Origin of the sequence: Herbaspirillum aquaticum, assembly GCF_002213425.1 — a bacterium.
Taxonomy (GTDB): Bacteria; Pseudomonadota; Gammaproteobacteria; order Burkholderiales; family Burkholderiaceae_D; genus Herbaspirillum; species Herbaspirillum aquaticum.
On record NZ_NJGV01000002.1, the window covers coordinates 172337 to 191804 of the forward strand.

Sequence of the window (19468 nt, forward strand, 5' to 3'; positions counted from 1 at the left end):
AGAGAGAAAAATGTTTGGACGATTGATGCCGACTGAAGGCAAATTCTTTGACCTTTTCAATCAGCATGCAGAGCTGGCGGTCAAGTGCGCGAAAGAAATGGTGGCGCTGATGACCAATTTCGACGACCTTGAAATTCGCGTGCACGCCATTGAAGCCGTCGAGAAGGAAGCCGACAAGGTCACGCACAATGCCATCGAACTGCTGCACAAGACCTTCATCACGCCGTTGGACCGTGATGACATTCACCAGCTGATCACCCGCATGGACGACATCCTGGACCTGCTCGAAGACGCGGCCCAGACCATCTCGCTCTACGACATCAAGGCCATCACGCCCGAAGCCAAGCGCCTGGCCGAGCTGTGCCTGTCCTGTGCGGAGAAGGTGCAGGCCGCCGTGGGCCTGCTGTCCAACATGGACAATTCGCGCCAGATCCTGTCGATCTGCCAGGAAATCGACCGCCTGGAATCCGACGCCGACCACGTCATGCGTGCGGCCATGTCCAAGCTGTTCCGCGACGAACCGGATGTGCGCACCCTCATCAAGCTCAAGGCCATCTACGAAATCCTGGAAACCGTCACCGATCGCTGCGAAGACGTAGCCAACATCATCGAAGGCATCATCGTCGAAAACGCCTGATCTCCCGGCGTAGCGGCGATTCCCTCGATTTCCGATGGGGACGCCGCTGGTTTCATACAACGGTTTCCCCATGCAAACAATCCAAATCAGCTTACATATTCTCGCGTTGTTGATCGTCCTGGCGCTGCTGTTCGACTTCATGAACGGTTTCCACGACGCTGCCAACGCGATCGCCACCGTGGTCTCCACGGGCGTACTGCGTCCGCAGACCGCCGTGGCCATGGCCGCCTTCTTCAACCTGGCGGCCGTGTTCGTGTTCCACCAGCTGCACGTGGCGGCCTCGGTGGGCAAGGGCACCATCGAACCGGCCATCGTTGACCAGTACGTCATCTTCGGCGCCCTCATCGGTGCCATCTTCTGGAACCTGGTGACCTGGTACTACGGTATCCCGTCCTCGTCCTCGCATGCCCTGATCGGCGGCCTGGTCGGTGCGGCCGTGGCCAAGGCCGGTACCGGCGCGCTGATCTCGGCGGGCCTGTTGAAGACGATTCTCTTCATCGTGCTCTCGCCCGTGCTGGGCCTGGTGTTTGGCTCGCTGATGATGCTCGTGGTGTCGTGGATCTTCTTCCGCTCCACACCGCGCAAGATCGATGGCTGGTTCCGTCGGCTGCAGCTGCTGTCGGCCTCCATGTACAGCCTCGGCCACGGCGGCAATGATGCGCAGAAGACCATCGGCATCATCTGGATGCTGCTGATCGCCTCCGGTTATTCGTCGCCAGACGCGCCGCCGATGTGGGTCATCATCTCCTGCTACTGCGCCATCAGCCTCGGTACGCTCTTCGGTGGCTGGCGCATCGTCAAGACCATGGGCCAGAAGATCACCAAGTTGAAGCCCGTCGGCGGTTTTTGCGCCGAAACCGGTGGCGCCATCACCTTGTTCATCGCCACTGCCCTGGGCATTCCGGTCTCGACCACCCACACGATCACCGGCGCCATCGTCGGCGTGGGCGCGGCGCAGAAGATGTCGGCCGTGCGTTGGGGTGTGGCCAGCAATATCGTCTGGGCGTGGATCTTCACCATTCCCGCCTCGGCCTTCGTGGCGGCGATCGCCTGGTGGATCGGCGTGCACGTGCTGTAAGCCTTTCCCTCTGGTCGCTGCACGCGCAGCGGCCGCCCAAAAGCAAAAAGCCACGTTTTCACGTGGCTTTTTGCTTTGACGCTGAAGAAAAGTGCTTACAACACGTCGCTGGCGTGATCGGCCAGGCGCGAGCGTTCGCCGCGTGCCAGGGTGACATGCCCGCTGTGTGCCCAGCCCTTGAAGCGGTCGACCACATAGGTCAGGCCGCTGGAGCCTTCGGTCAGGTAGGGCGTGTCGATCTGGGCGATGTTGCCCAGGCAGACGATCTTGGTGCCGGGGCCGGCGCGCGTGACCAGGGTCTTCATCTGCTTGGGCGTCAGGTTCTGGGCCTCGTCGATGATCAAGAACTTGTTCACGAAAGTGCGGCCACGCATGAAGTTGAGCGACTTGATCTTGATGCGCGAGCGGATCAGGTCCTGGGTCGCGGCGCGGCCCCATTCACCGGCGTCGCCATCGGACTTGTTGAGCACTTCGAGGTTGTCATCGAAGGCGCCCATCCAGGGGCCCATCTTCTCTTCTTCCGTGCCCGGCAGAAAACCAATGTCTTCACCGACCGGCACCGTCACGCGGGTGACGATGATTTCGTTGTAGAGCTTGGTCTCCAGCACCTGCGCCAGGCCCGAAGCCAGTGCCAGCAGGGTCTTGCCGGTACCGGCCTGGCCCAGCAGGGTGACGAAATCGCACTCGGGGTTCATCAGCAGGTTCAGCGCGAAGTTCTGCTCGCGGTTGCGCGCAGTGATGCCCCAGACGCTGTTCTTGGCGTGGCCGAAGTCGCGCAGGGTCTGCAACACAGCGGTCTTGCCGTTGATCTGGCTGACCTGGCCGTAGAAGGCCGGCTCGCCATTCTTGGGCTCGATGAAGACGAACTGGTTGACCAGCAGCGAAGGCACATAGGGGCCGGTGACACGGTAGTAGGTGTAGCTGCTGCCGTGGCGGCTTTCCTGCCAGGACTCCATGCCCTTGCCGTGCTTGTTCCAGAAGTCATCCGGCAGTTGCTGGATGCCCGAATACAGCAGGTCGGTATCTTCCAGCACGTGGTCGTTGAAGTAATCTTCAGCGGGCAGTCCAATGGCACGCGCCTTCAGGCGCATGTTGATGTCCTTGGAGACCAGCACCACCGGACGTTCCGGATATTGCTGGTCCAGCGCGCGCACCACGCCCAGGATCTGGTTGTCGGCCTTGCCCTCGGGCAGGCCTTCAGGCAGCGCGGCGTTCTGCAGCTTGGTCTGGAAGTACAGGCGGCCCTTGGCATCCTTGTTGCCCAGCTTGGACAAGGGGATGCCCAGGTCAATGGAGTCCTCGGCCACGTCCGACACCAGTGCATCGAGCGAACGCGAGATCTGGCGCGCGTTGCGGGCCACTTCGGACATGCCTTTCTTGTGGTTGTCCAGCTCCTCCAGCGTGACCATGGGCAGGTAGATGTCATGCTCCTCGAAGCGGAACAGCGAGGTCGGATCGTGCATCAGCACGTTGGTATCCAGCACGAACAGCTTGGACTTGCCCAGCTTGTCGGCCACGCGGCTGGTGGGCGACTTGGGACGGGCTTCGGCGCTCTTGGGAGCGGCTTTCGGTTTCTCGGCCACGGCGGCAGTCTTGCCGGTGATGCGCGCACGGGGCGCGGCGACCTTGGTGTCGGAGACGTCGGCAACGGCAACTGCAACTTCTTGGGGTGCAACTACGGCAGCGGAGGTTTCAACGAGAGTGATGTTCGGTTTGACGGGCTTGTTGCGATCGGCCTTGGGATAGTCCTCGGGAGACAGCATCGAAGCTGGTTTGCTCGGCATTTTGGGCAGGGGCATCAGGACCTCGGAAGTGGATGAAGAAAACACCGCTTTGTCAGAGCGAACAGGTGAAGCAATACATCAGACAGCAAAGAGAGGGATCTTGCTGCAAGGCCGGGCATGCCAATGAAATCCTTGCGCCTGTGCTGCAACGTAGCGGACGTGGCCGTACGGAGGGCAGACAGGGGATGGGCGAGGGCTTGATTGGCCTGGACGGCAGGGGTGGCAAAGTAAAAAGTAAAAAAGCCGTTTCGGCAGGCCACGGGCCTTAACCTGAAACGGCTTCCAGCAAACGTTTTTCTGTTTGAATTCAATGGCTTGTATCGTTTGACCGCATGGTTGGAACGCGTCGCAGGGACTTGCCAGGTACCGGCGCCGCGGCCTGAACCGATCGCTGCTGCCGGGTACCTTGCACAGCAGCCTGGTAGGCCATTGCGCTGCAGCAACCTGACAGCCTGTCTCAGTGATCGAACGTCATTCAGGCCAGGGTATTGATGAAGGCCAGCACCTCATCCACGTGTGCAGGAACCTTCACTCCACGCCATTCTTTCACCACTTTGCCTGCGCCGTCAATCACAAACGTGCTGCGCTCCACGCCGCGTACTTGCTTGCCATACATGTTTTTCATCTTCATGACATCGAACATGGTGCACAGGGTTTCATCGGGGTCGGAGATCAACTCGAACGGCATGCCCAGCTTGCCCTTGAAGTTTTCATGGGACTTCAGGCTGTCGCGGCTGATACCGAAGATTTCGGTATTGGCGGCCTGGAACTGCGGATGCAGGTCGCGGAACTGCATGCCCTCGGTGGTACAGCCGGGCGTGTTGTCCTTGGGGTAGAAGTACAGGACCAGGTTCTTGCCGCGATAGTCGGCCAGGTTGAAGGTCTTGCCACTGGTCATGGCGGCCGAAAAGTCCGGCACGGTCTTGTTCAGGAGGGATGGTCGGTCTGTCAAAGTGGCGCCCCGTAGGTGAAGTCTTGTTGGTGGATGGTTGGCGGGCCGGCTGCTGCGGCCCTGGTAAAGCCATGGTCAAGCCCTGGTGCAGCCTACATGGCCTGCACGATCATCTCGCCCGACCGGCCCGGCAACTCGCCCCAGGCGATCGGCAGGATGGGCAGGACGTCATTCTTGATGCTCTGGTAGTAGTCGCCCATGGAGACCAGTTCATAGCCTTGGGTGCGCCAGCCGCTGAGCAATTGTTCGAAAATGGGGCCGAGTTTCTGTCCTTCAAGTTCCGCGTGCAGGGTAAACACATGGTCACGCGGTTGCTTGGTCAGCTGAAGCAAGAATTCAGCGGCATTGCCGGCATCGATCATCTTGCCGCCGATCTCGCGGCCCAGGATTTCATCCAGGGTGGGCAGGGTGGTCGGCAGCTGCACGCAGGACAGCGGCTTGCCGAACGCCGCCAGGCGATGCGGACCGGCATCGGCATCGGCCAGGCGGCCGTCTTCGCGTAGCTGCGAGCGGCCGTCCGAGCTATAGGCCATGCCGAACTGGTCCAGCTGGACGAACGCGTGATCGTTCATCTGCCAGCCTGCGGCCCCGTGCGTGCGCGGCGCTTCACCGAAGATCTCGCGGTAGCGGGCATGCGACTTGTGCATGGTCTCTACCGTCCATTGGGCGTCGGCAGTGCGGACGTCATCCTGCCAGACACGGTGGTCCCAGGTATGGATGCCGCATTCGAAACCGGCGTCCCTGGCTGCGCGCATGAATTCGGCGCAAGTCTTGCCGATGTCCGGTGCTGGCAGCAGGGTGCCGTACATCAGGGTTTTGAGGCCGTAGTGTTCCACCACGGAGGTACGCGAGACCTTGCTGAAGAAGCCCGGACGGAAGATCTGCTTCAAGGCCCAGCCGGTGTGGTCGGGGCCGAGCGAAAACAGGAAGGTGGCGCCGGCGCGGTGGCGGCGCAGCTGGTTGATCAGGTTGGGGACGCCCACGCGGGTGCCGCGGTAGGTGTCGGCGTCGATCTTGAGTGTGAGTTTGGGCAATTCGCTGGACCGGAAAGAGGGTGATGGGCGGTGGTCCGCCGTGTTCTTGCTTGCTGTCGGGGGCGTGCGCCGGGCATTGGACTGCGGCCGCCGATGACAAGTTGCGAGACTAGCATCCTGCGCCGGATAGAACAATATGCAGCAGCGCAGCATGCGGGGCAATCCAGTGTCATGGCGACGGCCTGTTTCGCCTCAATCCAGGCGCAAGGCAGCCGGAAAAAGCAAAACCGCGCCGAGGCGCGGTTTGCAGGAGAGCAGCGATCAGCGACCGGTCAGTCCATCAGTGCACGGGCCTCGGCCACCTGGCTGCGGTAGGCGTCGAAGATGTTGCGCAGGGTGTCGGCCATGGTGGTCTTGGGCGCCCAGTTCAGTTCTTCGCAGGTGTTGGTGATCTTCGGCACGCGGTTCTGCACGTCCTGGTAACCCTTGCCGTAGTAGGCGGCGGAGGTGGTTTCCACCAGTTGCACCTGCTTGGCGGAGTCGGCGTATTCCGGGTACTCGGCAGCCAGCTTGAGCATCATGTCGGCCAGGTCCTTGATGGAATAATTGTTCACCGGGTTGCCGATGTTGTAGATCTTGCCTGTGGCCACGCCGCCTTCGTTGGCGATGATCTTCATCAGGGCGTCGATGCCGTCATCGATGTAGGTGAAGGCACGCTTCTGCTGGCCGCCGTCGACCAGGGAGATGTTCTCGCCACGGACGATGTGGCCGAAGAACTGGGTCACCACGCGCGAGGAACCTTCCTTCGGGGTGTGGATCGAGTCCAGGCCGGCACCGATCCAGTTGAACGGACGGAACAGGGTGAAGTTCAGGCCGGCTTCCATGCCGTAGCCCCAGATGACGCGGTCCATCAGCTGCTTGGCACAGGAGTAGATCCAGCGCGGCTTGTTGATCGGGCCGCAGATCAGTTCGGATTCTTCCGGATCGAATTCCTCGTCATGGCACATGCCATAGACTTCCGAGGTCGAGGGGAAGACCAGGTGCTTCTTGTACTTGGCAGCCGAACGCACGATCGGCAGGTTGGCTTCGAAGTCCAGCTCGAACACGCGCAGCGGGGCGTTCACGTAGGTCGACGGGGTGGCAATGGCCACCAGCGGCAGGATCACGTCACACTTCTTGACGTGATATTCCACCCACTCCTGGTTGATGGTGATATCGCCCTCGAAGAAGTGCATGCGCGACTTGTAAGCCTCGTTTTCCAGAATGTCGGTGATGCGGTCGGTCATCATGTCCATGCCGTAGACGTGCCAGTCCGTGGTTTCCAGGATGCGCTTGGACAGGTGGTGGCCGATGAAGCCGTTGACGCCGAGAATGAGGACTTTTTTCATAATGTTGAGAGCTAGTGAATGGCCCGGATTTCAGGAGGCCATGTATTTCAGATAATTGTTGAGGGAAGCATCCTGATCATTGATCTGGATCCCCAGGATCTGCAGGAAGTTGCCATCGCCACAACGGGCGTACAACTTGCCGCCTTCGAAGAACTTGTCTTGCGTACCATGGGCCCGCTGCAGGGCAGGGTGGGCCGCTGGCGGAACCAGCCGGGTTCTCGTGACCGTAATTTTATCACCCGCGATTTCCTCGAAGGCGCCGGGATAGGGCGGAGCCACCGCGCGCACCAGGTTATGCACCTCGCCGGCGGTGCGGCGCCAGTCGATGCGCCCATCTTCAGGCTTGCGGCCACTGAAATAACTGCCTTGCGACAGGTCGTTGGGCAGGTTCGGTGTCTGGCCCGCCAGCATCGCCGGCAGCACGTTCCAGAGCGTCATTTCGGCCGCCACCACCACCTTGCCGAAGACTTCATGGGCGGTGTCGTCGGGAAGGATGGGCACCGACGTCTGCGCCACGATGGCGCCGGCATCCGGCTTGACGGTCATCTCATGCAGGGTGGCGCCGGTTTCGGTTTCGCCATGCAGTACCGCCCAGTTGATGGGCACGCGGCCGCGGTACTTGGGCAGCAGCGAACCGTGCATGTTGTAGGCGCCGCGGCGGGCGCAGGCCAGCACTTCCACCGGCAGCATATGACGATAGTAGAAGCTGAAGATGAAGTCCGGCTGCAAGGCCTGCAGCTGCGCCAGCAATTGCGGCGAACGCGGGTCGGCGGGGGTGATGCAGGCGATGCCGTGTTCGCGGCACAGGCCGGCCACGGAGCCAAACCAGATGTTCTCGGTGGCGCTGTCCTCATGGGTCACCACCAGCGACACCTGCACGCCACGGGCCAGCAGGACTTTCAGGCAGCGTACGCCTACATCATGGTAGGCAAAGACGACGGCGTTCATAAGGCTTGCTTGTCTTCTGAAGAGGATTTCTCAAGGATGGCCTGCACCACGTAGCGCGGGCGTGCCCGCACCTGCATGTAGATGCGGCCGATGTATTCGCCCAGCAGGCCAATGGAGAACAGGATCACGCCCATCAGGAAGAAGGTGATCGCAAAGAGGGTAAAGACGCCGCCCACTTCGGCGCCGATCAGCAGGCGGCGCACCACGATGAGGATGAACAGCGCCGCCGACGCGAACGACAGTCCGATGCCCAGGAGCGAGAAGAACTGCAGCGGCACCAGCGAGAAGCCGGTCACCAGGTCGAAGTTCAGGCGGATCAGGCTGTAGAAGGAATACTTTGATTCCCCGGCCGAACGTTCTTCATGTTCCACCACGATCTCGGTCGGATTGCGCGAGAAGGTGTAGGCCAGCGCCGGCACGAAGGTATTGACCTCGCTGCAGCGGTTGACCAGGTCGATGACATTGCGGCCATAGGCCCGCAACATGTTGCCCTGGTCGGTCATCTTGATGCGGGTGATCTTTTCGCGCAGGCGGTTCATGGCCTTGGAGGCATAGGTCCGCCATGCCGAATCCTGGCGCTTGCGGCGAATCGAGCCGACATAGTCGTAGCCCTCGCGCATCTTGGCCACCAGGTTGCCGATTTCTTCCGGCGGGTTCTGCAGGTCGGCGTCCAGGGTCACGACGACGTCGCCACGGGTCGCTTCGAAGCCGGCCATGATCGCCATGTGCTGGCCGTAATTGCCGTTGAACAGGACCACTCGCGTCACATCGGGACGCAGGCGGTATTGCTCGGCCAGGATGCCGGCCGAACGGTCGCGGCTGCCATCGTTGACGAAGATGACTTCATAGCTGTAGCCCAAGGCGTCCAGCGCCGGGTAGAGGCGCTCGAACAATTTGGAGAGCCCGGATTCCTCGTTGTAAACCGGGATGACGACGGACAGTTCTGGTTTCATCAAATATCAAAAAAATGCTGGAATTACGCGGCGCCGACACGCATGGATTTGCATCGGCTGCCATAAATCAAAGGCCCGATGCGCCGCGATCAGCTTCGTCGCGGCGTTCAGGCCAGGAAAATGTGCTGCTGTGAACTTGCGAAATTGCAAATAAATCGAATTATGCCGAATTTTTTGGTCAATTTCCTTGCATGATCCGCAAAAATCAACCAAGCACCGATTTTACCGTTTTAACCGAACGCTCAACGTCATCTTTACTCATGGCATTGAACATGGGCAGCGAGACGATGCGCTGGCCGACGCGTTCGGCCACCGGGAACATGCCTTCCTTGAAGCCGCGTTCACGATAGAGCTTCAGCAAATGAATGGCCGGGTAGTGGTAGCCGATACCGACCTGCTTTTCCATCATTTTTTCCATGAAGGCGGCGCGGGTGATGCGCTCGGGCAGGACCAGCTGGAACATGTGCCAGTTGGAATTTTCGAAATCTGCCACCGGCAGCTGGGCGCCGAAGCTGGCTTCGAAATCGCTGCCGAAACAGGCGAAATAGTGGCGCGCCAGTTCCTTGCGATGGGCGGTGACGGCATCGATATGGGCAAACTGGCCCAGGCCGATGGCAGCAGCCACGTCGGTCATGTTGAACTTGCCGCCCAGCACGTCCACCTCCAGGCCGTCGAAGCCGCTGCGGGTGACGCCTTGCAGGCGGTATTTCTCGGCCAGGCGGGCTTCCTCGGCATTGTTGAGCACCAGGAACCCGCCTTCGGAGCTGGTGATGTTCTTGTTGGCTTGCAGGCTGAAGGAGACGAAATCGCCAAACGCGCCGATGCGCTTGCCGTTCCAGGTCGATCCCAGGGCCTGGGCGGCATCTTCCACCACGCGCAGCTTGTGCTTGGCGGCGATGGCGTAGAGGCGGTCCATGTCCAGCGGCAGGCCGGCCAGGTAGACCGGGATGATGGCTTTGGTGCGCGGGGTGATGGCCGCTTCCAGGCGGTCCAGGTCGATGTTGCGGGTCACCGGGTCGATGTCGGCGAAAACCGGCGTGGCGCCGGTTTCCAGGATGACGTTGGCGGTGGCGACCCAGGAGATCGGGGTGGTGATGACTTCATCGCCCGCGCCGATGCCGGCGATGCGCAGCGCGATCTCCATGGTGCAGGTGCCGGAATTGAAGGTGCGCACGATGCGCCCGCCCAGGTAGTCCGACAAGGCCTTTTCGAACGCCTGCACCTTGGGGCCGCTGGTGATCCAGCCCGAACGCAGCACCTCGCCGACAGCGGTGATGGTGGCTTCATCGATGGTGGGTTTGGCAAACGGCAGGAAGGGCAGGCTCATGGTGGAATCCGGTCAGGCTAGGTTCAGGGGAGGGGCGCCAGCGAACGTGCGCGGCAAGCGCCGGCGCGGCGGGCGCAAGGCAACTCGCTATTGTAAATCAGCTTCTGGTCAGCAAGACAACGCCGACGATGATCACGCCGATGGCCAGCAGGCGCTGCAGCGAGATCGCCTCGCCCAGGAAATACCACGCGCCGATGGCGTTGATGATGTAGCCCAGCGACAGCAAGGGGTAGGCGATGGTCACATCCACGCGCGACAGGCCGATGATCCACACGCCCACCGAGATCACGTAGCAGGAGAGTCCGCCAATGATGGGCAGCTGGGTAGCCAGCTTGATCCCGGTGGAAAACCAGTTGTCGGCCGTCAGGTGGATCGCGCCGACGGCATTGGTGCCGGCCTTGAGCAGCAGTTGTGCAACGGCGTTGAGGCAGATGCCGGCGAAGATGAAGCCAAAGGTCGTCAGGTTCATTTCGCCGCTTTCTTCTCGCCGCCAGCGGCAGCGGCGGGCGCGGGATCATTGGCCACGATGACGCGGCGCGGGTCCTGGCCGATCAGGCGCATCGGCAGCTTGCGTTCCAGCAGCTGCTGATAGATGTTCGGCGCGATGATGGCGATGTCCTTCTTGCCTGCTGCATTGTCGGCCACCCATTGCGCCACGAAAGCGTCGATGGTCGGCAGCCACAGCTGCGGTTCTTGCTTGAGGCCGAATTCCATCTCATCGGCGTGCTGTACCAGGGTCATGGTGCGGCGCAGGTAGAAGGGCAGGGCTTGCTCATAGCGGCCGACCAGGTAGATCGGGGTTTCCGGCTTGAGCTCGGCCTGCAGCGCCGGCACATAGTCCACGCCTGCCGAGTAGCGGCCTTGCGGGTCATGGCCCAGCATCAGCAACTGTCCCGCCACGAAGGCGGTTGCCGCCAGCGAGGTCACCGCCCAGTCCTTGTGCTGTCGGGCCAGGCGGATGGCGGCGATGCCGCCGACGAAGAAGATCAGGGTCGCGGCATACAGGTAGGGCACATGCGCTTCGACCAGGGGCAGCGAGAAGGCGTCCTTGGCCAACGAAGGCACGCGCGGAATGAAGGCCAGTGCCACGGCCGAAGGCAGCGCCACCAGCGAGCCGGCCCAGGCCAGTGCCTTGTAGTCCGCTTCTTCCAGGTAGCAGGCGATCAGCAGGGCCAGCGCCGGGAAGATCGGCAGGATGTAGGACGGCAGCTTGGAGTCCGAGATGCTGAAGAAAACGAAGATGAACACCGCCCACACCAGCAGCATCCGCTTGGGCTGGAAGCGGCCACCGTTCAAGCTGTTGTAGCCGGCCGTGTCGCGCTGTTCGCGGGTGCCTTTCCACAGACTCTGGAAGAATACGCCCAGCCAGGGAATGATGCCCAGCACCAGGATGGGGATGAAGTAGTACCACGGCCCGGTACGGCTATGAATCTTGGTCGTGAAGCGCTGGAAGTGCTCGTGGATGAAGAAGAACTGCGGGAATTCCGGATTGCGCAGCGACACCGCCACGAACCAGGGCGTACAGATCGCGAAGAAGAGGATCAAGCCCTTGACCAGGTGCAGCCGCTTCCAGATGGCCCAGTCGCGTGCGAAGACGGTATAGAGCACCAGCACCGCGCCCGGCAGGACGATGCCGATCAGGCCCTTGGACAGCACCGCCAGCGCCATGCCGGCCCAGCACAAGAGCATCCAGTTGCGCTGGCCCTCGCGCGAGGCGCCGTCACGCTGTGCCATCAACAGCGAGCACAGGGCGATGGTCATCATTCCCGACAGCCCCATGTCCAGCGTATTGATGTGGCCCATGCCCGCCCAGAAGAAGCTGGAGGCCAGCACCAGCGCGGCATAGAAGCCGACGCGGCCATTGAAGACGCGGGTGCCGGTATAAGCGGCCAGGCCGATGCCCAGCAGGCCGCACAGGCCCGTCCACAGGCGCGCCTGCCATTCACCCAGGCCAAACAGCTCGAAGGTGATGGCATTCATCCAGGTTTGCAGGGGCGGTTTCTCGAAATATTTGATGCCATTGAGGCGGGTGGTGATCCAGTCCTGCGTGGCCACCATCTCGCGCGCCATCTCGGCATAGCGGCCTTCGTCGGTAGGCACCAGCACACGGGCGCCCAGCATCCAGAACCAGACCAGCAGGAAGAGAATGAGCAGCGTCCAGACGAACGCTTTGGATTTGTACAGTTCGCGCATTGACAGCGGTTCCTTGTTGCGTGTTCTTGGGTTTCTTGTCGCGGCAGGTGCCGGCGTCAGGCCTGGGGTGCAATGATCAGCGCCAGGGCGACCTTGCGCCCTTCGGCCATGAGGATGTTGTAGGTGCGGCAGGCGGCCTGGTTGTCCATGCACTCCACGCCGATGCGGCGCGCGGTCAGCACCGTGGTCAGCTTGGGATGGACGAAGCGCTGGCGCTCGCCGGTGCCCAGGATGACCACGTCGGGCGCGGTGGCATCGATCTGGGCGAAATGCTCGGGAGTGAGCGCTTCGAAGCTTTCCACCGGCCAGGGTACCGGCTCGGTCTCGGGCAGCACCAGCAGGCTGTTGGTGAAACGGATGGCATTGAGCTCGACGCCGTCCTCATCATAGGCGGTGACGGTCTGGTATTGCTTGGTTTCGGTCGAATGGAGCTTCATCGCAGATGGGCAGGATGGGTTGCAGGCGGCCCCGCGGGGCGAACGGCCGGGCCATGATGTCAAGCCGACATGCATCGCAGCAACGCGGTCGTAAAGTGCGCCATTGTAGCCGTTTCCGACCCCGGCGCACGCCTATTTGATTGATAAAATGCTTAGCTTTGGGCAAAATGGCCGGTTCCCGGCAAGCCCAAGAGGCAGCGCCGCAGGCCGCTTTGCAGGTGCTTTACATTGCACTGCAGCAGGCAACACCGTGCAGGAAAATGACGGCAAGCGTGGTAATGGAGGGAGCCGCAGCATAAAGGTTCCGGTCCGGCGTCCCGCGGCCGATGAAGCAGGACAGGACGGGCAGGGCCAATGCCGCCTGTGGCGAAACGATTAGAGGAAGAGCTGTGCGACCGATTCAGAAATCCAAGAAGTTGGCAGATGTGTGTTACGACATTCGGGGTCCCGTGCTGGAAAAGGCGCGCCAGATGGAGGAAGAGGGCCACAAGATCATCAAGCTCAACATCGGCAACCTGGCCGCCTTCGGCTTCGATGCGCCCGACGAGATCGTGCAGGACATGATCCGCAACATGGGCAATGCCTCCGGCTACACCGATTCCAAGGGCCTGTTCGCGCCCCGCAAGTCGGTCATGCACTATACCCAGCAAAAGAAGATCGAAGGCGTGACCATCGATGACATCTACCTGGGCAATGGCGCCTCCGAACTGATCGTCATGAGCGTCAATGCGCTGCTCAACACCGGCGACGAAGTGCTGGTGCCCTCGCCCGACTACCCGCTGTGGACGGCCGCCGTGAGCCTGTCCGGCGGCACCCCGGTGCATTACGTCTGCGACGAGCAGCAAGGCTGGCAACCCGACATCGCCGACATCAAGAAGAAGATCACCCCCAATACCAAGGCCATCGTCGTCATCAACCCCAACAACCCGACCGGTGCGCTGTATTCGGTGGAGGTGTTGAAGGAAATCATCGAACTGGCGCGCCAGCACCAGCTGATCATCCTGGCCGACGAGATCTACGACAAGGTCCTCTACGACGGCAACACCCACACTTCGCTGGCCTCGCTGGCCGATGATGTGCTCTTCATCACCTTCAACGGCCTGTCCAAGAACTATCGTTCCTGCGGCTACCGTGCCGGCTGGATGGTGGTCTCGGGCGAGAAGAAGCATGCGCGCGACTACATCGAAGGCCTCAACATGCTGGCCTCGATGCGCCTGTGCGCCAATGCGCCCGGCCAATTCGCCATCCAGACCGCGCTGGGTGGCTACCAGAGCATCAATGACCTGGTCGCGCCCAATGGCCGCCTGACCAAGCAGCGCGACCTGGCGCACAAGCTGCTCACCGATATTCCCGGTGTGACTTGCGTGAAGCCCAAGTCGGCGCTCTATATGTTCCCGCGCCTGGATCCCGAGGTCTATCCGATCAAGGATGACCAGGAATTCGCCTACGAACTGCTGGCCGAGGAAAAGGTATTGATCGTGCAGGGCACCGGCTTCAATTGCCCCACGCCGGACCACTTCCGCGTGGTGTTCCTGCCCAACACCGATGACCTGACCGAATCCATGGGGCGCATCGCGCACTTCCTGGAAGGCTATCGCCGCCGCCACGGCACGGCCTGATCCGTTTTGCAGTACCCGTCACGCCCGCTGCCTGCGGCGTGGCGGTCATTTTTCACCAACCACGAAGACAATATGAAATCCATCAAAGTAGGTTTGCTCGGCATCGGCACCGTGGGTTCCGGTACTTTCAATGTTCTCCAGCGCAACCAGCAAGAGATTGCGCGCCGTGCAGGCCGGGGCATTGAAATTACCATGGTCGCCGCTCGCAACACTGCCCGCGCGACCGAACTGACCCAAGGACAAGTCAAGGTCGTCAATGACGGCAACCTGGTGGTGAACGATCCCGAGATCGATATCGTCGTGGAGCTGATCGGCGGCGATGACATCGCCCGCGACCTGGTGCTCAAGGCCATCGCCAACGGCAAGCATGTGGTCACGGCCAACAAGGCCCTGATCGCCAAGCACGGCAATGAAATCTTCAAGGCAGCCCAGGAAAAGGGCGTCATGGTGGCCTTCGAGGCGGCCGTAGCCGGTGGCATCCCCATCATCAAGGCCTTGCGCGAGGGCCTGACCGCCAACCGCATCCAGTGGGTGGCCGGCATCATCAACGGCACCACCAACTTCATCCTCTCCGAGATGCGCGACAAGGGCCTGGACTTCGACGTGGTGCTCAAAGAAGCGCAACGCCTGGGCTATGCAGAAGCTGATCCGACCTTCGACATCGAAGGCGTCGATGCGGCCCACAAGCTGACCATCATGGCCTCGATCGCCTTCGGCATCCCGGTGCAGTTTGACAAGGCCCACGTGGAAGGCATCACCAAGCTGCAGGCCAGCGACATCACCTATGCCGAGAAGCTGGGCTATCGCATCAAGCTCTTGGGCATCACCCGCCAGACGGCCAAGGGCATCGAACTGCGCGTGCACCCGACGCTGATCCCGGCCTCGCGCCTGATCGCCAACGTCGAGGGTGCGATGAACGCCGTGGTGGTGCGGGGCGACGCCGTGGGCGAGGCGCTCTACTACGGCAAGGGCGCCGGTTCCGAACCGACCGCCTCGGCCGTGATCGCCGACCTGGTCGACATCACCCGCCTGGCCACCGCCGATCCGGAACACCACGTGCCTTCGCTGGCGTTCCAGCTCAACGCCATGGCCGATACCCCGGTGCTGCCGATGAGCGAAGTGGTCACCAGCTACTACCTGCGCATCCGCGTGGCCGACCAGGCCGGCGTGCTGGCCGATGTGACCCGCATCCTGGCCGACTCGACCATCTCCATCGACGCCATGTTGCAGAAGGAGCCGGCCGAAGGCGAACAGCAGACCGACATCATCATGCTGACCCATCAGACCCAGGAAAAGAACATCGAGGCCGCTATTGCCAAGATCGAATCCCTGGCCACGGTGGTCGGCCAGGTCACCAAGATCCGCCTGGAAGAGCTGAGCTGATCCGACCTGCTGTCATCGCATCAACGAAAAACGGAGCCCGCGGGCTCCGTTTTTCTTTAGATCGGGGAGGAGGGGTTGTTAACGCCCCCCCATGATCATTTCTTCAGTTCGAAATTGCAGACCGCCTGCAGCATGGCGTCGCCCACCGACATCGACTTGGGCTGAATGAACTGCATACCCTTCAGGGCATCACTATGGTCACGCTTGTCGCCCTTGCCATCGTTGTCGGCAAAGATGATCTCGCGCACCAGCTTCATGGTGCCGGCCTTGCAGTTGTACTGGTGCAAATCCTTGTAGGACTTCAGCGCCGGGAAATCCTTGTCGCCGCTGTTGGGGCGCGCTTCCTTGAAGTTCCACATCGACCAGGCCTCGCGAATGCCGTTGGCCTCGACGATGGAGTCGGTGTCCACCAACAGTTCGGCGGCGTCCGAACCGCCCAGCGATTGCCAGTTTTCGGCGTGTGCCGGCAGGCTCGCCAGCAGGGCGCCGAACAGGCCGGTCGTAGCCAGCAGGGTCTTGATCTTGTGGTTCATGCCGTTTTCCATCCTTTTGAGTTTGAAGTCCATCTTTGATGTGGCCAGCGTGCAAACATTCCCGCCATCCCGGCGGGCTGCACGAAGTGGCGCAGCATAGCCCGGCCATGCGCGGCTTTCAAGGGCGGTAACGTTTTATTTCAGCTTGGGCTGCTGTCATGATGATCCAGTGCAACAATTGCGCGTCCCAGCCCGGGATCGCGCACATGGCCCTGCGTGCAGGTGCAGCTTTCTTCCATGCCGCGCTTTTGTGCAAGGCCTGCTGGCCGTATAATCGTGGACTTTCCTCCCATTCCACGCTCCCGCCGCCTGCCGGCGCATCCTAATCGACATGCAATACGTTTCCACCCGCGGTCACGCTGCAACTCCTTCCTTTTCCGACATCCTGCTGGGCGGCCTGGCTCCTGATGGTGGCCTGTACCTGCCGGCCACCTATCCGCAGGTCAGCGGTGCCGAGCTGGACCAGTGGCGCACGCTGTCGTATGCCGACCTGGCCTTCGAAGTGCTCAAGAAATTCGCCACCGATATTCCCGAAGCCGACCTGAAGGCGCTGGCGCACAAGACCTATACCGCCGACGTCTACCGCAACACCCGCGCCGGTGAAGATGCCAGCCAGATCACCCCGCTGCGCACTCTGCAGGAAGAAGACGGCAAGAAGCTGGTGCTGCAAAGCCTGTCCAATGGTCCCACGCTGGCCTTCAAGGACATGGCGATGCAATTGCTGGGCAACCTGTTCGAATATGCGCTGGCCAAGAAGGGCGCGGAATTGAACATCGTCGGTGCCACCTCCGGCGACACCGGCAGCGCCGCTGAATACGCCATGCGCGGCAAGAAGGGCATCCGCGTCTTCATGCTGTCGCCGCACAAGAAGATGAGCGCCTTCCAGACCGCGCAGATGTTCAGCCTGCAGGACCCGAACATCTTCAACCTGGCCGTCGAAGGCGTCTTCGATGATTGCCAGGACATCGTCAAGGCCATCTCCAACGACCTGGACTACAAGGCCGCCAAGAAGATCGGTACCGTCAACTCGATCAACTGGGCGCGCGTGGTGGCGCAGGTGGTCTACTACTTCCGTGGCTATCTGGCAGCCACGACCAGCAACGAGCAGAAGGTGTCCTTTACCGTGCCCTCGGGCAACTTCGGCAATATCTGTGCCGGCCACATCGCCCGCATGATGGGCCTGCCCACCGACAAGCTGGTGGTGGCCACCAACGAGAATGACGTGCTGGATGAATTCTTCCGCACCGGCCACTACCGTGTACGCAAGTCCGCCGAGACCTACCACACCAGCAGCCCCAGCATGGACATCAGCAAGGCCTCCAACTTCGAGCGCTTCGTCTTCGACCTGCTGGGCCGTGACAGCGCACGGGTCAAGGCCCTGTTCCACAAGGTCGAGACCGCAGGCGGCTTCGACCTGAGCGGCCAGGCCGGCAGCGACGGCAATGAATTCGCCAGCGTGCTGCAGTATGGCTTTGCCTCCGGCAAGTCGACCCACGCAGACCGCCTGGAGACCATTCGTTTCGCCGAAAAGGCCTATGGCATCACCGTCGACACCCATACCGCCGATGGCATCAAGGTGGCGCGCGAGCATCTGGCGCCGGGCGTGACCATGATCGTGCTGGAGACGGCCTTGCCGGCCAAGTTCAATGAAACCATCCGCGAAGCCCTGGGTCGCGACGCCGACCGTCCGGCGGGCTTCGAGAACATCGAGGCGCTGCCGCAGCGCTTTGAGGTGATGCCGGCCGATGCCGCCCGGGTGAAGGACTACGTGGCCCAACACACCGGCCTGTAAGCCGCGCCTTACCCTCTCTACGCCGTCCGCGCCATTGGCCCGGACGGCGTTTTTCATGGAGCGCGCGGGCGCGGCGATTGCATTAGAATGTCGGGTCGCTGTATCGACCCGAAAACAACGCTTTACCCTTGTCCCGAACTTCGATCTTCTCCGTCAGGCCTGCCATGTCCTCCACGCCCACTCCTTCCGCAGCCCCCTCATCCGACAAGCCGGCCCGCCCGCCCATGCAAAGCGTCAGCCAGGCGCTCGACACCTTGCTGTCGGCCGCCGTGCCGGTCGTGGAGAGCGAGACCGTCGATACGCTGGAGGCGTGTGGACGCGTGCTGGCAGCGCCCGTGACGGCCTCCATCGACGTGCCCGGCATGGACAATTCACAGATGGATGGCTACGCCGTGCGTGCGGCCGATTGCGCCTCGGGCCAGGCCCGTCTGCGCGTGTCGCAGCGCATTCCGGCGGGCCATGTGGGCCAGCCGCTGGAAGCGGGTACGGCGGCGCGCATCTTCACCGGCGCGATGATGCCGCAGGGCGCCGACGCCGTGGTCATGCAGGAAGCCTGCGAGACCGAGGGCGAGTACGTGGTGATCCGCCATGTCCCCGAGAGCGGGGAATGGGTGCGCATGATCGGTGAAGACATCCGCCAGGGCAGCACCATCCTCCCGGCCGGCACCCGCCTGCGCCCGCAGGAACTGGGCTTGGCGGCCTCCATCGGTCAGGCGCAGCTGCAGGTGCTGCGGCCGGTGCGTGTGGCGGTGTTCTTCACTGGCGATGAACTGACCATGCCCGGGCAGCCATTGAAGCCGGGCGGCATCTACAACTCCAATCGCTTCCTGCTGCGCGGCCTGTTGCAAAAACTGGGCTGCCAGGTGAGCGACTTCGGCATCGTGCCTGACAGCCTTGAGGCGACCCGCCAGACCCTGCGCGAGGCTGCGCGTGAGCACGACCTCATCATCACCAGCGGCGGCGTCTCGGTGGGGGAAGAAGACCATGTGAAGCCTGCTGTCGAAGCTGAGGGCCGCATCAACATGTGGCAGATCGCCATGAAGCCTGGCAAGCCGCTGGCCTTCGGCCAGGTGCGCCGCGGGCAAGGGGAGGGAGAGCAGGGATGTGAAGCTTTCTTCCTGGGGTTGCCGGGCAATCCGGTGTCTTCTTTCGTGACCTTCCTGCTCTTCGTGCGGCCCTTCATCCTGCGCCTGCAAGGCTTGCCGCGTGAGGCCGTGCTGCCCCGGCCGGTGGCCATGCGCGCCGACTTCGACTGGCCGCGTGCCGACCGCCGCCAGGAGTTCCTGCGCGTGCGCCGCAATGCCCAAGGCGGGTTGGATCTCTTCCCCAGCCAGGGTTCGGCGGTGCTGACCTCGACCGCCTGGGCCGACGGCCTGATCGACAATCCGCCAGGGCAGACCATCAAGGCCGGCGATACGGTGCAGTTCCTGGCCTTCGATCATCTGCTGAACTGAACACGGCGGAGCATCG

The 19468-nt window shown here is 61.9% G+C and carries 17 protein-coding genes; 6 read left to right on the forward strand and 11 right to left on the reverse strand.

Translation table 11 applies throughout. The features are described 5' to 3' along the window. Positions 1-10: 10 nt before the first annotated feature. Positions 11-637 (forward strand): DUF47 domain-containing protein, encoded by a 627-nt coding sequence (locus CEJ45_RS03180; RefSeq protein WP_034330265.1) that lies wholly within the window; start codon positions 11-13, stop codon positions 635-637. A gap of 70 nt (positions 638-707) precedes the next feature. Continuing rightward, positions 708-1715 (forward strand): inorganic phosphate transporter, encoded by a 1008-nt coding sequence (locus tag CEJ45_RS03185; RefSeq protein ID WP_039788418.1) that lies wholly within the window; start codon positions 708-710, stop codon positions 1713-1715. Between the two features lie 95 nt (positions 1716-1810). Here the strand turns inward: CEJ45_RS03185 and CEJ45_RS03190 are convergent, their stop codons facing one another. The 10 genes from CEJ45_RS03190 to CEJ45_RS03235 all read right to left on the reverse strand — a co-directional run bounded on the left by CEJ45_RS03190 (position 1811) and on the right by CEJ45_RS03235 (position 12671). After that, positions 1811-3478 carry a PhoH family protein gene (locus CEJ45_RS03190; RefSeq protein ID WP_088753775.1) on the reverse strand — a complete coding sequence of 556 codons (1668 nt, stop codon included), beginning with the start codon at positions 3476-3478 and terminating at the stop codon, positions 1811-1813. A 496-nt stretch (positions 3479-3974) separates the two neighbouring features. Then, positions 3975-4451 (reverse strand): peroxiredoxin, encoded by a 477-nt coding sequence (locus CEJ45_RS03195; RefSeq protein WP_088753776.1) that lies wholly within the window; start codon positions 4449-4451, stop codon positions 3975-3977. Between the two features lie 92 nt (positions 4452-4543). After that, positions 4544-5485, reverse strand: coding sequence for a polysaccharide deacetylase family protein (locus tag CEJ45_RS03200; RefSeq protein WP_088753777.1), 942 nt, complete (start codon positions 5483-5485; stop codon positions 4544-4546). A 272-nt stretch (positions 5486-5757) separates the two neighbouring features. Next, a complete protein-coding gene (locus tag CEJ45_RS03205) occupies positions 5758-6813 on the reverse strand; it encodes a bifunctional UDP-4-keto-pentose/UDP-xylose synthase (protein ID WP_088753778.1) in 1056 nt (351 codons plus the stop codon). A gap of 30 nt (positions 6814-6843) precedes the next feature. Further along, the gene (locus tag CEJ45_RS03210) at positions 6844-7761 is read right to left on the reverse strand and encodes a formyltransferase (RefSeq protein ID WP_088753779.1); all 918 of its coding nucleotides are present in this window, start codon (positions 7759-7761) and stop codon (positions 6844-6846) included. Beyond that, a complete protein-coding gene (locus CEJ45_RS03215; protein WP_088753780.1) occupies positions 7758-8714 on the reverse strand; it encodes a glycosyltransferase in 957 nt (318 codons plus the stop codon). Before CEJ45_RS03215 ends, CEJ45_RS03210 begins: the two co-directional genes overlap by 4 nt. Before the next feature lie 205 nt (positions 8715-8919). Further along, positions 8920-10041 (reverse strand): DegT/DnrJ/EryC1/StrS family aminotransferase, encoded by a 1122-nt coding sequence (locus tag CEJ45_RS03220; protein ID WP_088753781.1) that lies wholly within the window; start codon positions 10039-10041, stop codon positions 8920-8922. A 97-nt stretch (positions 10042-10138) separates the two neighbouring features. After that, positions 10139-10510, reverse strand: a complete 372-nt coding sequence (locus CEJ45_RS03225; protein ID WP_088753782.1) for an EamA family transporter — start codon at positions 10508-10510, stop codon at positions 10139-10141. After that, positions 10507-12234: a glycosyltransferase family 39 protein gene (locus CEJ45_RS03230; RefSeq protein WP_088753783.1), complete on the reverse strand. Its 1728-nt coding sequence runs from the start codon at positions 12232-12234 to the stop codon at positions 10507-10509. Before CEJ45_RS03230 ends, CEJ45_RS03225 begins: the two co-directional genes overlap by 4 nt. A 56-nt stretch (positions 12235-12290) precedes the next feature. Beyond that, positions 12291-12671, reverse strand: coding sequence for an Mth938-like domain-containing protein (locus CEJ45_RS03235; RefSeq protein ID WP_034340990.1), 381 nt, complete (start codon positions 12669-12671; stop codon positions 12291-12293). A 389-nt stretch (positions 12672-13060) separates the two neighbouring features. Between CEJ45_RS03235 and CEJ45_RS03240 the strand changes: the two genes are divergently transcribed. Together CEJ45_RS03240 and CEJ45_RS03245 are read left to right on the forward strand one after the other, a co-directional pair. Continuing rightward, positions 13061-14290, forward strand: a complete 1230-nt coding sequence (locus tag CEJ45_RS03240) for a pyridoxal phosphate-dependent aminotransferase (protein ID WP_088753784.1) — start codon at positions 13061-13063, stop codon at positions 14288-14290. Between the two features lie 72 nt (positions 14291-14362). Beyond that, complete coding sequence (locus CEJ45_RS03245) at positions 14363-15673, forward strand: homoserine dehydrogenase (RefSeq protein WP_088753785.1); 1311 nt, start codon at positions 14363-14365, stop codon at positions 15671-15673. Between the two features lie 95 nt (positions 15674-15768). Here CEJ45_RS03245 and CEJ45_RS03250 read toward each other — a convergent pair whose 3' ends face one another. After that, a complete protein-coding gene (locus CEJ45_RS03250) occupies positions 15769-16206 on the reverse strand; it encodes a surface-adhesin E family protein (RefSeq protein WP_088754024.1) in 438 nt (145 codons plus the stop codon). Positions 16207-16537: 331 nt separating this feature from the next. Here CEJ45_RS03250 and thrC point away from each other — a divergent pair, with 331 nt between their 5' ends. Next, positions 16538-17998: a threonine synthase gene (gene thrC, locus CEJ45_RS03255; RefSeq protein WP_088753786.1), complete on the forward strand. Its 1461-nt coding sequence runs from the start codon at positions 16538-16540 to the stop codon at positions 17996-17998. A gap of 224 nt (positions 17999-18222) precedes the next feature. After that, positions 18223-19452 (forward strand): molybdopterin molybdotransferase MoeA, encoded by a 1230-nt coding sequence (locus tag CEJ45_RS03260; RefSeq protein WP_479459565.1) that lies wholly within the window; start codon positions 18223-18225, stop codon positions 19450-19452. Positions 19453-19468: the final 16 nt, after the last annotated feature.